A 13,888-nucleotide genomic window follows, 5' to 3' on the forward strand; every position below is an offset into this window, starting at 1 on the left:
GGGCGATGCCTTGATGCTCACCGGCTGCCGTCCTGGGGGCCGTGCGGGCACGACGAAGCGGCCGCTCCCGGTGTGGTGCGGGAGCGGCCGACGGTACGGAGGTCAGCGGCGGCCATGCCCGCCCGGGCCGTCGTCGCCGTTGAACCCGTTGTTGTTCAGGCGGTTGTTGCCCCGCTCGATGTCCTCGAGGTTGCGGTCGCGCGTGCCCTTCATCATCCGGACCTGGCTGACCGTGGCGTCGGTGATGCCCACGACCGCGTCGCGGATGGACATCATCGTCTCCTTGGTGGTCTGCCGCTCCTTCTGCTCCTGCGGCCTGGCCTTCTCGGCGAACTCGCCCTCCGTGCCGGGCCAGCTGACCGTGGGCAACAGCTCGTCGAGGAACTCCTCGGTGACGCTCGTGGCCAGGGTGCCGATCTCCTCCAGCTGCCTGGCCAGGGCCTCGATGCGCTGCGGGTCGACGTAGTAGCGCTGTCCCATCGTCAGTCCTCCCCGTCCTCGCCGAGCGCGTCCCGCCAGGCAGGAGTCGCCTGGCCGTCGCGCGCGGTGTCCTCGTCGTCGTCGCGCAGCACCTCGGGGCCGAAGATCCGCTCCCAGTCCAGCTCGAAGCCCTTCAGCTCCGGCACATTGCTGCTGGGCTCCGCGAAGGGCGCCATCGCCTTCATGACATGCCGGTTCATCTTCAGACGCGCCGCGTTCGCCGCCTCCAGGACGCTGGCGGCCAGCTCCTGGGGCGACATGTCGCGGTACTTGTTCTCCAGGAACTCGATCCCGGACAGCTCGCCCTGCGGGCCCACGGTGGCGCGGACGGCGCGGTCGGAGGAGAGCACCGCGAACGACGCCTGCCGCAGCTCGCGCTCGGTGCGCGCGACCGCCTCCTGGGCGGCCTGGAGTTCGGCCATGGCCTTTTCGAGGCGCTTCTCCAGCGGTTCCGTCACGCCCGCTCCTGCCTTGTGAGTCGGTCTCCGTACGCCCGGCCGGGTTGCCGGTCCCTCAACTGCCCTGCTGATCTTGCCTGGTGCGGCCCCGCCTGCGGAAGCCGGGGCCGCGTGGTGTTCGTCTCCGCGCGCTGGTCACACCGAAGCCGAACGGTGCTCACCGTCCGATGACGGCCGGAGTGCCGCCCTCTTCGGTGCCCCACACGTCCGCGTCCTCCTCCAGGTAGTCGGCGGAGCTGCTGGTGGCCCTGCGGCCCGGCTCCGTCTCCTCCTCGGGGGAGTCGCCGCCGGTGGTCGCCACCCGGGAGGCCGGCGCCAGGAAGGTGTCGTCGTCCTCCTGGCGGTTCCACGGGCTGCGCCGCCGGCGGTTACGGCGCTCGCTCTCCTCCGCCGCGTCGACCAGGACGGCGCGCACTCGCTCGCCGTTGCCCTTGTCGCCGCCCGCGCCCATGCCGCCCATGCCCCCGCCGCCCATCGGCATACCGGGGCTGCCGGGCATGCCGGGCGCCCCAGGGGTCCCGGCCGTGGCGGCGGGAGCGAGCGGGGTGCCCGCGCCGGCGGCAACACCGTCCGAGAGGGGCTCGGCACCGAGTCCGCCTCCGCCGGAGAGGTCCGAGGAGAGGGAACCGTCCCCGGACAGGCCGCCGCCCGAGGCCCCGGCGCCCGTGCCGCCGCCGAGTCCCAGGTCGGACAGGGACATGTCCCGGGTGGTGGTGCCGTCACCGCCGCCACCGCCACCGCCGAGGTCGCCGATGCTCTCCAGATCGCCGAGCCCGTCGAGGATGTCCGAACTGTCCACGTCCCCGCGCGAGTTGAGATCGTGCAGGTTCACCGTCTCGGTCTTGCCCTGCGGGTCGGTGACGGTGGCGATGCCGGTGTCCGGGTCGATGACCTGCTTGCTGCCGTCCGGGAAGTCGGTGGTCAGCTGGCCGTTGTCGAGGCGGGTGACGGAGCCGTCCGGGTTGGTCACCGTCGCACCGTGGGTGAGATCGGTGGTCGTGGTGGTGCCGTCCGGGTTGGTGCTGGTGAGCAGGCCGCTGTCCGGATCGAACTTGATGCTGCTGCCGTCCGGGAACTCGGTGGCGATGTCACCGCCGGCGAGGCTGGTGCTGCCGCCCGTCGGGGTCGGAAGGCCGGAACCATCGGTGTTGAGGTTTCCGAGATTGCCCAGGTCGCCGACCGACTCGGTGGGCAGGTCGGTGTTGATGTCGCCGAGGTCGCCCAGGTCTCCGAGCCTGTCCTGGCCGTTGAGGTTGCCCAGGTTGCCGAGGTCCTGGGTGGTCGTGTTGCCGTTCGGGTCGGTGACGGTGGCCTGACCGGTCGTGGGATCGACGGTCTGGACCGTGCCGTCGGGGAACGTGGTGGTCAGCTTGCCGTCGTCGCCGAGGGAGGTGACCGAGCCGTCCGGGTTGGTCACGCGGGTGCCGTCGCCCAGGTTCTGCGTGGTGACGCTGCCGTCCGGGTGGGTGGTGGTGAGCACCCCGCTGTCCGGGTCGAAGGAGGTGCTGCTGCCGTCCGGGAAGTCGGTGGTGAGCTTGCCGCCGTCGAGCTGGGTGTTGCTGCCGGTCGGGGACTTGAGGGAGCCGCCACCGCTGTTCAGGCCGCCGAGGCTGCCGAGGTTCTCGGTGATCGCGTCGTTGGCGGCGTTGGCTGCGTTGTTGTTGTTCGTCCCGCCCGGTCCGTTGTTCAGCGATCCGAGGTTGCCCAGGTTCGTGGTGACGGGGGTGCCGCCCGGGTTGTTCACGTCGCCGAGGTTGCCCAGGTCCGTGGTGGCCGGGGGCCCTTCGGTCCTGAAGGCCTGCTGCATGTTCAGGGGGGTGAGGTCGCCCAGGCTCTCGGTGACCGTGTTGGACAGGGCGTTGGGGTCGTTGATGCCGCCGAGGCTCTCCTGCATGGCCTTGGCCTGCTCATCGGCGAGGCGCTTGGCCTCCTCCTGCTCACGCTTCTGCTCTTCGCGCAGCTCGTCCTGGTACTTCTTGTCCTCGTCGCGCTGCTGGTTCTGCTCGTTGCGCAGCTCGTCCTGGAGCTTCTTGTCCTCTTCGCGCTGGCGGTTCTGTTCCTCGCGGAGCTCGTCCTGGTACTTCTTGTCCTCTTCGCGCTGGCGCCGCTGCTCCTCGCGGAGTTCCTCCTGGTACTTCTTGTCCTCTTCGCGCTGGCGGTTCTGCTCCTCGCGCAGCTCGTCCTGGTACTTCTTGTTCTCCTCGTTCTGCCGGTTGATCTCTTCCCGCTCCTGATCGGCCTTGCGCTCCTCGTACTCCTCCGAGGCGGTGCTGGTCGACTTCGGCTTGGGCACGTTGTCGGAGAAGTCGTCGCCCAGGTCGAGGAAGTGGTTGTTCAGGTTCGACTGCACCGTGGCGGCGGGCTTGCCCAGGAACTCGTTGACGCCCTGGCTCCAGATCTTGACCGCCTTGTCGCCGACCTTCGCCCAGTTGGCGATGTCGGTGAGATCGCCGTACTCGGGGTGTACCTGGGTGAAGTCGGCGTGCGGGCTGTGGCTGACGGACGTGGTGTAGCGGGAGGTGTACGACTTGATGTCCGTCTTGGCGACGTTGTTCGCGTCCACCCACTGGGCGAGGTCGTCCAGGACGTAACGCAGGACCTGGTGCGGGTCGTAGTACGGGGACTTGGCCCAGGCCAGCCAGGCCTCCAGCAGCTTGGTCGCCGCGTCCTCCAGGTACTTGCGCCCCAGCGAGAGGGCCTTCGAGTACACGGTGCCGCCGGTGCCGGTCTCGTCGCCGGAGCCGGGGCTTTCGTTGAAGGTCTCGACGTAGTTGTCGTAGTTCTCGCGGATCTTCTTCAGCAGGCTGCGGAAGACCTCCGCGGCCTCGCCCTTCCAGCTGGCGTCGTCCCGGCCGAAACGGTCCTCCCAGTCCTTCAGCACCACCGCGTGGTCCCTGAAGAACTTCGCGGCGAAGTCGAAGGACTCGCCGGTGGTGTTGAAGGATTTCAGGTCCACCACGTCGGCCCCGGGCACGCCCAGGTTGCTGAACCGGGCGTCCGTGGTGTTGCCGCCCAGCAGGGCGAGGAGCGCCGCCCGCGGCCCGTTCATGTACCGGGCGAGCGGGATGGTGCTCATCTTGTCCTTGTTGTAGTCCGTGAACTCGTTGCCCTCACGGACCTGAGCGTCATGGACGTTGTCCGAGCCCGGACCGGCGAAGATGATCTCTTCGCCGTCCTTCACACGGCCCTCGAAGACGATCCGGGCCTGCATGATCGACCGCTTCTTGCCGCTGTCGAAGAACCAGATGTCGTAGTCCTCGCCCTTGTTCCTCAGGAACCCGGAGTCCTTGACGAGCAGGGAGAGGCTGCGCTCGGGGATGTCCATCCGGAACAGCTTGCCGCCGTGTTCGGAGCGCAGCGTGTCGAAGACGGTGTTTCGGTCGGGCACCGGATAGCCGGTGATGTGGGTGACCAGGGTGGCCCAGGTGTCGCCCGACGGATCGCCGGCGTTGTCGAACTTGTCGAGGTTGGCGACGGAGTTGGGATCGTACCGATCGGCCACCTGGCGCCCCTTCTGTTGGGTTGGTCAGGACTCGTCGTCCGGATCGCCGCTGCTGCCGGCGGTCAGGGTGTCGACCTCGTCGAAGGTCTGGAGCAGGGTCTGCGCGTCGATCGCGTCGAGGTTCTTGTCCTTGGTCTTGTTGGCCTCTTCGATGGTCTCGGTGAGGGCCTCCTTCAACTCCTTGAAGAGGTCCATCTGGTCACCGAGCAGCTTGTCGATGGCCGTTGCCGCGGTGCGGATGTCCTCGATCAGCTTCGGTCCCGAGACCAGGGGTTCGGTGACCATCCTGCCGATGCGCAGGAGTTGCTTGTCCTGGGCGAGGTTGTCGGGCGTGGTGTGCCCGTCGATGAGGTGGCCGAGCGGACGGATGTGGGACCCGTCGCCCTCCTCCTTGTGCTTCTTCGCGGCGGTGTAGACGGGCTGTACCTCGTTGTCCCGGAAGTACTCCATCTGCTTGAGGTCGAAATGCTTGACGTCGGCCTTCTCACCGGCCATGGGACGCTCTCCTGCCGCTTGGTGCCGGACGGGGTTTCGGGGGCCCGGCGGGCGCCCCGTGCACGGACGACGGCCGTGCCGGGCGCCACGCGTGCCGCCGGGGCGCACCGGCCGGTCCGGAGATTCCCGCCGGCTCCGCGACGCCCGGCACGGCCTGCCCGGGACTCTTCTGAGCTCAGGCCCTAGCGGGCCCGCACACCGCCCCAGTTGTCGGCGCTCTTGCGCTCGTCGCGGGAGTGGTTGTCGTGGATCTGCTGGATCAGCTCGCCGTTGTCGCCGAGGAGCTGGGCCATGTTCTTGGTGGCCTGGTCCCACTCGGCCTGGACCTGACGGTACGTCTCCTGGTCCGAGCCCTCCCAGGAGTTGACGAGCGGCTTCAGCTCGTCCTCCAGGTTGTTGAGGGTGGTGATGATCTGCTGTGTCTGGGACATCAGTTCCTCGATGGCGTTGCGGACCACGGGGTACTGCACGTCGATGATGCCGTCGGCCATGACGTCTCCTCTCGTACGGCCGGGCGCCGGCCCGGGGAAGCTCAAGGGGTCCGGCCTCGTCGTGACGGGGCCGGTGCTGCCGGTCGGGTCAGCTCAGCGCTTCGAAGACGCCCTGGCTGGTCTTGCTGTTGAGGACCTCGGTGAGGTCCTGGTTCTCCTGCGCCAGACGGTTGGCGGAGGTCACGTTCTCCTGGAGCGCGTCGACCATCTTGCTGATCTGGATGACGACCTTCTGCGCCTCGGCGTTCCAGCTGCGGAAGAGCTTCAGCAGGGCCTGGCCCTCGTCGCCGCCGACGCCCGAACGCGCCGCGATCTCCGCGACGTTGTTCTGGATCTTCTCGACCTGGCTGCGGGCCGACTCCAGGGAGGAGACACCTCCCAAGCCCTTGGCATAGTCCGCTTTCCTCGCGGCGCTGTCCGCCATGTCGCGCTCCCTTCGTTCAGGCCTGTCTCGTCGTACGTTGCTCGCTGAGGCTAAAGAGAAGCCGGCGTTCCGCGCAACGCGATCAGAGAAACATTTGAGCTTCGGTCAGCTCACCTCAGAATTCTTGCGTGGCAAGGGAGTTGTGCCGGGGTTTCACGGAAATGAACAAGCCTCCCCGGTCGGGCGGGGCGGACGGAGGCGCACCCTCCACCGGGTGACGCGATGCGGGCAGAAAGCGGGCACGCCCAGATGGGATACGGGCACCAGGGAGCGCCGTATCCCGGCATTGAGAGCGCTTCCACGGGATTCCGCGGGCACGGCCGGCCGAAATATCTGAGCTTTGTTTGAGGTTCGCTGCGCACTCGATGCCGCGATGACTCCGGGGAGTTCACATCATCGACACCGAGTTTGGCTCAAATTCTCTGTTGCCGCGCCCTTTTCCTTTTCATCGGCGGCGAATGCCCCCCCTTGCCGTGATCAGCGCGCGGTGTCCGCCTTGTCCGGTACGGCGCTCTCCTCGCCCTGCTCCCGCTCTTCGGCGGCGTCGCAACTCGGAGCCGTCACCTTGGGCTCCGCGGCGCCCGCGGCGGCGGCCGGGTCGAGGTCCGCGCCGGTCGGCAGAGCCGCGAGCAGCGGCGCCGGTACCGAGCCGATGTCCGCGGCCCCGTATCCGAGGGCGGCCAGCGAGTTCTTGCTGGAGACGCGGTACTTCACACCGTTCTCCGCCACCAGATAGGTCGTCCCTGCGTGTGCGGCGCCGCTGGCGTGCAGGGCCCGGACCAGGGCCCCCCGGCCGGGCCGGACCACCGTGGCGTCGGTCGGGACGCAGGCCTGCTGCACCGGCTGGGCGGTGCCCTGCGACACCGCGACCGGGGCGAGCCGGGTCAGCGGCACGAGCACCGACCTGATCCGGACGCCGCCGTCGTCGCCGTCCACCTGCGCGCAGAGCGCGGTGCCGCGTGGCGCGGACTGCGGGACGGGGGGCGCGTCCGGCAACTCCTCGGACCCGGTGGGGTCCTGGTCCGCGGCGCGGTGCTCGCGCAGCGCGTCGGCGCCGACCGTGCGCACCTCGGGCGAGCGCCCCTCGTAGGCGTCCTTCTGGGTGGCCGGGTCGCCCAGCACCAGGGCGGCGCCGAGCCGGGTCAGCGGCACCAGGCCGTCCTCGGTCAGCAGGTGGTACGTACTGTCGCCACCGGGGACGCTGACCTTGAACAGCTGGCCGATCCGGCTGGCCTCACCGCCGAGCACGGGGCCGTCCTCCCCGCGCCCCGGTACCGCGGGCGGCTTCAGGACGGGGCCGGGGGCCAGCGCGTCGAGGAAGGCCGCCGAGACCGGCATCGGCTGCTCGGAGCCGTAGCCGAGGGCGTTACGGGCGTCGGACTCGCGGTCCAGCGCCAGCCTGCTGCCCCGCCACACCAGGTACTCGGTACGGTCCGGCCCGCGCACCAGCATCGCGCGCTCGCCGTCGATCCCGCGGGAGTCCAGCGGCGACCCGGCCACCAGGGTGGTCGCCCCCGGCTCCTCCACGCCGGTGCTCGCCACGGCACCGGAGGTGTCCGGCAGCGCCCCGTCAGGACCGGTGACGCACATGTGCCAGGCGCCGGAGTCGAGTTGGCCGGGCTCGGGCACGGTGTCGGGGACGCCGGGGATGCCGGCCGGGGCGCCCACGGGGACGTCCCGCAGCGAAGCGGTGCCGACGTCGACGGTCTCCAGGTCGGAGCCGCCGATCAGCCGCGCCGAGGCGTAGTTGCGCACGGGGTGCAGTGCCCCGTCGGTCCCGGTCCACAGGTAGCGGGCGCCGGTGTCGCGGTTGACCACCAGGTGCTCACCGTCGCGCCAGGCGTCGTTGCCGCCGGGGCGCAGCAGGCCGTAGACGGTGGCGCCCGCGCCGATCAGGACGGTGACCAGCATGCCGAAGGCCACGCCGCGGGTGGTGCGCCCGAGGGGGCTCTCCGGGGCGTCCGGATCGGCCATCAGCAGGCCCGAACTGAGCCTGCCCATCATGAAACTGTGGGCGTGTACCTGGTCGCGTTTGGACTGCACGGCCTCTCCTACTCGTTCTCTTGCCGCAGTGCGGGTGTGCTCAGCCGAACAGGCCGCGCAGCCAGCCGAAGAGTCCCGCCACCCACAGGCTCAGCGGCAGCAGCGCCACCGCGAGGCCGGTGTGCGCGATCTCCGCGGCACGGCCCCAGTACGGCAGCATCCGGCGGCCGGGCACCGTCCAGGCGGCGATGACCAGGGCGGCCGCGGCGCCGAGGAGCACCGCGAAGACCACCAGCCGCCCGTCGCCGTCGCTGTCCACGGCCCAGGCCCGCGCGAGCAGCAGCAGCCCCCAGATGCCGGGCACCGCCAGGGTCAGCCGCTGCCCGATGTGGACCAGGCCGCGGGAGTGCAGGAGCAGCAGCAGGCTCAGTGCGACCGAGGTCAGGACCTCAGGCAGGTCCGGGTGGTGGGCGAGGACGGCCAGGGCGGCCGCGGCGATGACGCCGGTGACGGCGAAGAGCGCGGTGACCCAGCGCCCGGCCAGCTCGGTGCGCTCGGCGACCTCGTCGCCCGCGTAGGGCTCGATGCCCTCCTGGAGCTGGCTGGCGGAGGAGGGCAGGGCGGGCATCCGCATCCCGGCCAGCTTGAAGGCGAACGGCGCCACGGTCCCGGCCGCGAGCGCGAACACCGTCGCCACCAGGGCCACCGCGGCCTGCACGTCCAGGCCCGAGTACCCGATCAGGGCCCCGGAGATCGCGATGGCCACCGACACGACCGCGGTGCCCAGCAGGGCCGGTGCGCCGACCGCGGTGGCGGCCAGCGCGAGGACCGCGCCGCCCGCACCTGCCGCACCCGCGGCGAGCAGTCGCGCACCCGCGACCTGCGCCGCGTCCGGGCCGGTCAGATCACCGCCGGGCAGCACCCAGCCGGCCAGCGCCAGGCAGGGCGCGACCAGCAGGCCGAGCGCGGTCGCCGAGAGACGGTCGCCGACCGCGCGGCTGGCGGTGCCCGCGCCCGCGAGCAGCAGCACTCCCACCACGGCCGCGCAGGCGGCCTTGAAGGAGCCGGAGCCGGTCACCCCGGGCCGGAACACAAGGACCAGGGCGGCCACCACGGTCGCCACGGTGGTGCCCACCAGCAGCCCGCGGGCCGCCTCGGGGTGCCAGGTGTGCAGCCGTCGGGCGGCGGTGTCGGCTATCCCGTCGACCAGGTCGTCGAGCCGTGCCTCGGGCAGCGCCTCGGTGTGCGCGCGCAGATAGAGCACGTCGCCGTCGGCGAGCCCGGCTCGCGCGAGGGTGGTCTCCTCGTCCAGCGGGGCGTCGCCGAGCCGCTGCAGCACCCAGCCGGCATGGTCGAGTCCGGCTTCCTCGGCCTCCTCGCCGACATAGCGCAGCAGCGTGGGCAGCAGATCGGCGACCGGAACGTCGGCGGGCACGGCCAGATCGACGGAGACGCTCGGCGCACGTACGGTCAGGCGGCACAGTTCGGCCACCGCGCTGTCGGTCATCAGCTGAACTCTCGTCTTCCTTGGAGGGTTTGGCAGGAGGACTTCCCCCGCGAGCGGGGCAGTGCGAAGAGTACGGAAGGTTCGCACGGGCCAGAACAGGGGGGTCGGACCGGGGAATTGTGTCCGCGCACCCGGCAAGCACCCCTCCCGCGTGGACAGGTCGCGTTACGTGAATGCAGACTACTGCCTACGCTCGCCGGATCGTGCTGGGGACCGGGCTCCTTGTCCGGTATGCAGTTGAATGGTGGGGGAGTTGAGAGTTCCCTGCTCTTTGCCCACAACATTCATCCGGCGTTCACCGCGTACCCGGGTCCCCGGAAAATGAGCGCGGTGCGGTCTTTCCCGCTAGCGGGAGTGTGCCGGTATTCGGCGCGGGCCGGAAAGCCAGTGAAACCGGAGGTTCTGTTCCTTGAGTGTGGTGCTGTTTCGCCGGCCGGCCCGCAGGCGCGGCCCCGAGATGCCCGAAGGGCAATTGACCCTCCAGGAGCCACCGGTCCTGGCCGAGACGGTCCCCGACACCTCGGCGATATGGACCTATTTGCCGATGGCGCTGATGTCGGTGTCGATGATGCTGATGTTCCTGCGCCCGGGCGGCGGCAACGGAGTCTTCATCTATCTGGCGCTGGGCGTCATGGCACTGTCCGCCGGCGCGATGCTGCTGGGCCAGCTGATGCGCCGCTCCAGCGAGCGCAAGCAGCGCCTGAAGGGCGAGCGCCGCGACTACCTCCGCTATCTGGCGCAGACCCGCAAGCGGGTCCGGGCCACCATCGTGGAGCAGCAGCGGGCGCTCGCCTGGCGCCACCCGGAGCCCTCATCACTGCGTTCGCTGGCTCGCACCACACGTCTGTGGGAACGCCGTCCGGCCGACGAGGACTTCGGCGAGGTCCGGCTCGCGGTCGGTGAACAGCAGCTCGCGCTCACCCTGAACCCCGTCTCCACCCGCCCGGTGGAAGACCTCGAACCGCTCTGCGCGCACGCCCTGCGCCGCTTCATCCGCGCCTACTCCACCATCCCCGAACAGCCCCTCGGCCTCTATCTGCGCTCCTCCGCGCGGGTCATGGTGCGGCCCGAGGAGACCTCCGGCGAAACGTCCGGCGGCACGTCGGAGAACAGCCGGACGTCGGAGAACGGCGGCACGTCGGAGAACGGCGGCACCGACGCCGTACGCGCCCTGGTGCGCGCCGCACTCGGCCAGCTCGCGGTGTTCCATGCCCCCGAGGAGCTGTGGATCGCGCTGTGCGTCAGCGACGAGCGGCGGGCCGACTGGGAGTGGGTCAAGTGGCTCCCGCACGCGCTGCACCCGCACGAGGAGGACGGCGCCGGCCAGGTCCGCCGGATCACCGCCGACCTCACCGAGCTGGACGATCTGCTCGGCGCCGAGTTCGCCGAGCGCCCCGGCTTCGATCCGGACGCCCGTCCGGGCCGTGACGAGCCCTACACAGTCGTCGTCCTCGACGGCATCACCGTCCCCGAGGGCCACCGCTGGGAGGGGCACGGCTACCGCAACGCCGTGGTCCTGGACGTCTCCGGGGCGCTGCGCTGGCGGCCCGGCCGCAACACGCTGCGGCTGACCGTCGGGCCGGACCTGGTGAACCTGGTGCGCACAGACCGCAGCCGCAAGGAGCGTTCGGTGCCGCTCGGCCGGCCGGACCGGCTCGGCCCGCTCGGCGCCGAGGCGCTGGCCCGGCTGCTCGCCTCCCGCCGGATCAGCCTGGGCAGCGACATCGCGCAGCCGCTGGACGCCGACGTGGAGCTGACCACCCTGCTCGGCATTCCCGACCTGCACCGGCACGACCCGAAGGCCCTCTTCGCCCGGCAGACCGGATCCGCGCGGCTGCGGGTGCCGATCGCGGTCGGCGTGGACGGCCGCCCCGTGGAGCTGGACATCAAGGAGTCCGCGCAGGGCGGCATGGGCCCGCACGGCATGCTCATCGGCGCCACCGGCTCCGGCAAGAGCGAACTCCTGCGCACCCTCGTCCTGGGCCTGGCGCTGACCAACTCCTCCGAGACCCTCAACTTCGTCCTGGTCGACTTCAAGGGCGGCGCCACCTTCCTCGGCCTGGAGGAGCTGCCGCACACCTCCGCCGTCATCACCAACCTCGCCGACGAGGTGGCCCTGGTGGAACGCATGCAGGACGCCCTGCACGGCGAACTCATCCGCCGCCAGGAACTGCTGCGCGCCGCCGGCAACTACACCTCCGCCCTGGAGTACGAGCGGGCCCGTGCCGGCGGGGCGGACCTCAGGCCGCTGCCCAGCCTGTTCGTGGTGGTCGACGAGTTCAGCGAACTCCTCGCGACGCACCGGGAGTTCATGGACCTGTTCGTGATGATCGGCCGCCTCGGCCGCTCCCTCGGTGTGCACCTGCTGCTGGCCTCGCAGCGCCTGGACGAGGGCCGCATGCACCAGCTGGAGAGCCATCTGTCGTACCGCGTCGGTCTGCGCACCTTCTCCGCCATGGAGAGCCGCGGCGTGCTCGGCGTGCCGGACGCCTACGAGCTGCCGGCCCAGCCCGGCAGCGGCTATCTGAAGTCCGGCGTGGAGGCCCTGACCCGGTTCCGCGCCGCCTACTCCTCGGGCACGTACCGGCGCCGGACCGGCGCGGTGGTACAGGCCCGGGTGGCCAGTCAGGTGGTGCCGTGGACCAGCGGCTGGGTCGTGCCGCGCACGCTCGAAGCCGCGCCGGAGCCGGAGCCGGAGACCGAGGAGACCGGCGACGAGGAGACCCTGCTCGACGTGGCCCTCGACCGGCTGCGCGACTCGGGCCCCGCCGCCCACCAGGTGTGGCTGCCGCCGCTGGACGAGCCGTCCCCGCTGGACGCCCTGCTGCCCGGCATCGCCCCCGACGCCGAGCGCGGCCTCACCGCCGCCGGCTGGTCCGGCACCGGCAAGTTGCGGGTCCCGGTCGGCCTGGTGGACAAGCCCTTCGATCAGCGCCGCGACCCGCTGATCGTGGACCTCTCGGGGGCCGGCGGCCATGTCGCCATCGCGGGCGGCTCACAGAGCGGCAAGTCCACCCTCGCCCGCACCCTGATCGCCGGCCTCGCCCTCACCCACACGCCCGCCGAGATCCAGTTCTTCTGCCTCGACTTCGGCGGCGGCGGTCTCTCCCAGCTCGCCGGGCTCCCCCATGTCGGCGGTGTCGCGGCGCGGCTCAACCCGGAGCGGGTGCACCGGGCCGTCGCCGAGGTGATGACGCTGCTCGCCCGGCGCGAGCAGTTCTTCGTCGACCACACCCTCGACTCCATGCAGTCCTACCGGCGTCGCCGGGCCGCCGGGGAGTTCCCCGACGAGCCGTTCGGCGATGTGTTCATGGTGGTCGACGGCTGGTCCACGGTCCGCCAGGACTACGACGAGCTGGTCCCGAAGTTCAATGAACTCGCCGCCCGCGGCCTCAACTACGGCATCCATCTGCTGATCACCACCACCCGCTGGGTGGAGTTGTCCGCGCAGGTCCGCGACCAGGCCGCGACCCGCCTGGAGTTGCGGATGGGTGACCCGATGGACTCGGAGATCGACACCCGCAAGGCCCGCTCGGTGCCGCGCAGCGGCGGCCGGGGCATCACCGCCGACAGCAAGATGCACTTCCTCGCCGGGCTGCCCCGCCTGGACGGCAGCGGCTCCCTCGACGACCTCGGCGACGGTGTCGCCCACCTGGTCGCAGAGATCGCCAGGCACTGGTCCGGGCCGGCCGCCCCGCAGGTCCGGATGCTGCCGCACCGGCTGCCGCTCGTCGAACTCCCCGCGCCCGAGCCGACCGAGGGCGGCGGCATGCGGCTCCCGCTCGGCATCGACCAGGACGCGCTGGAGCCGGTCTGGCACGACTTCAGCCGCACCCCGCACCTGATCGTGGTCGGCGACACCGAGAGCGGCAAGACCAACCTGCTGCGCCGCATCACCGAGGGCATCACCACCCGCTACGCCCCGAACGAGGCGAAGATCATCGCGGTGGACTACCGGCGCACGCTGGTGGACGCCATCCCGGAGGAGTACCGCATCGGGCACGTGATCTCCCTGGACAACCTCACGGAGACCATCGACGGCGCGGCCCGCGCGCTCAAGACCCGCGTCCCGGGCGCGGACATCGCCCCCGCCCGCATGCGCAAGTGCGACTGGTGGACAGGGCCGCGCCTGTTCATCCTCGTCGACGACTACGACATGGTCGCCAGCAACTCCTTCCAGAGCCCCTTCGAGCCGCTCTTCGAGCACCTGACCCTCGGCTACGAGATGGGCCTGCATCTCATCATCGCCCGCAGCGCCATGGGCGCGGGCCGCGGCCTGAGCGACTCCCTCATCCGCCGCCTGGACGAAGCGAACAACCCCGCCGTCCTGCTCTCCTGCCCGCCCACCGAAGGCCGCCTCTTCGGCAACGCGAAGCCCCTCAACCTCCCGCCCGGCCGGGCCCAGCACATCGCCCGCCGCAAGTCGCGGTTGATGCAGACGGCGCTCGTGGAGTCGAGCCACGGACAGGAGGACTGAGCGGACGAGACGGTGAGGCAGGCGGCGGGGGTCATCCGGGATGGCCCCCGCCGTCGGCTGTGCGGGAGGGG

The 13,888-nt window shown here is 70.9% G+C and carries 9 protein-coding genes; 1 reads left to right on the plus strand and 8 read right to left on the minus strand.

Going from position 1 to position 13,888, the window contains the following annotated elements; all coding sequences use genetic code 11:
* Positions 1-102: 102 nt before the first annotated feature.
* The 8 genes from OG254_RS02025 to eccD all read right to left on the minus strand — a co-directional run bounded on the left by OG254_RS02025 (position 103) and on the right by eccD (position 9,340).
* Positions 103-480 carry a hypothetical protein gene (locus OG254_RS02025; RefSeq protein WP_351198089.1) on the minus strand — a complete coding sequence of 126 codons (378 nt, stop codon included), beginning with the start codon at positions 478-480 and terminating at the stop codon, positions 103-105.
* Positions 481-482: 2 nt separating this feature from the next.
* On the minus strand, positions 483-938 hold the full coding sequence (locus tag OG254_RS02030) for a YbaB/EbfC family nucleoid-associated protein (protein WP_147994537.1): 456 nt from the start codon (positions 936-938) through the stop codon (positions 483-485).
* A 157-nt stretch (positions 939-1,095) separates the two neighbouring features.
* The gene (locus OG254_RS02035; protein WP_405576721.1) at positions 1,096-4,440 is read right to left on the minus strand and encodes an AAWKG family protein; all 3,345 of its coding nucleotides are present in this window, start codon (positions 4,438-4,440) and stop codon (positions 1,096-1,098) included.
* A gap of 24 nt (positions 4,441-4,464) precedes the next feature.
* Positions 4,465-4,935, minus strand: coding sequence for a type VII secretion system-associated protein (locus OG254_RS02040; protein ID WP_405576723.1), 471 nt, complete (start codon positions 4,933-4,935; stop codon positions 4,465-4,467).
* Between the two features lie 182 nt (positions 4,936-5,117).
* Positions 5,118-5,426: a WXG100 family type VII secretion target gene (locus tag OG254_RS02045; protein ID WP_351198083.1), complete on the minus strand. Its 309-nt coding sequence runs from the start codon at positions 5,424-5,426 to the stop codon at positions 5,118-5,120.
* Between the two features lie 88 nt (positions 5,427-5,514).
* A complete protein-coding gene (locus OG254_RS02050; RefSeq protein WP_030955148.1) occupies positions 5,515-5,850 on the minus strand; it encodes a hypothetical protein in 336 nt (111 codons plus the stop codon).
* A 477-nt stretch (positions 5,851-6,327) separates the two neighbouring features.
* Positions 6,328-7,893: a type VII secretion protein EccB gene (gene eccB, locus OG254_RS02055; protein ID WP_405576726.1), complete on the minus strand. Its 1,566-nt coding sequence runs from the start codon at positions 7,891-7,893 to the stop codon at positions 6,328-6,330.
* A gap of 40 nt (positions 7,894-7,933) precedes the next feature.
* Positions 7,934-9,340 (minus strand): type VII secretion integral membrane protein EccD, encoded by a 1,407-nt coding sequence (gene eccD / locus OG254_RS02060; protein ID WP_405576728.1) that lies wholly within the window; start codon positions 9,338-9,340, stop codon positions 7,934-7,936.
* Between the two features lie 457 nt (positions 9,341-9,797).
* On the opposite strand from eccD, the gene eccCa reads away from it, so the two are divergent.
* Positions 9,798-13,817 carry a type VII secretion protein EccCa gene (gene eccCa, locus OG254_RS02065; RefSeq protein ID WP_405594800.1) on the plus strand — a complete coding sequence of 1,340 codons (4,020 nt, stop codon included), beginning with the start codon at positions 9,798-9,800 and terminating at the stop codon, positions 13,815-13,817.
* The last annotated feature ends 71 nt before the right edge of the window (positions 13,818-13,888 follow it).

Source organism: Streptomyces sp. NBC_01092, from assembly GCF_045039535.1.
Taxonomy (GTDB): Bacteria; Actinomycetota; Actinomycetes; order Streptomycetales; family Streptomycetaceae; genus Streptomyces.

Coding starts and splice junctions, on each gene's coding strand:
- OG254_RS02040 (WP_405576723.1), bottom strand. CDS start 4,935: ATGGCCGGTGAGAAGGCCGACGTCAAGCATTTCGACCTCAAGCAGATG.
- OG254_RS02025 (WP_351198089.1), bottom strand. CDS start 480: ATGGGACAGCGCTACTACGTCGACCCGCAGCGCATCGAGGCCCTGGCC.
- OG254_RS02050 (WP_030955148.1), bottom strand. CDS start 5,850: ATGGCGGACAGCGCCGCGAGGAAAGCGGACTATGCCAAGGGCTTGGGA.
- OG254_RS02045 (WP_351198083.1), bottom strand. CDS start 5,426: ATGGCCGACGGCATCATCGACGTGCAGTACCCCGTGGTCCGCAACGCC.
- eccCa (WP_405594800.1), top strand. CDS start 9,798: ATGCCCGAAGGGCAATTGACCCTCCAGGAGCCACCGGTCCTGGCCGAG.
- eccD (WP_405576728.1), bottom strand. CDS start 9,340: ATGACCGACAGCGCGGTGGCCGAACTGTGCCGCCTGACCGTACGTGCG.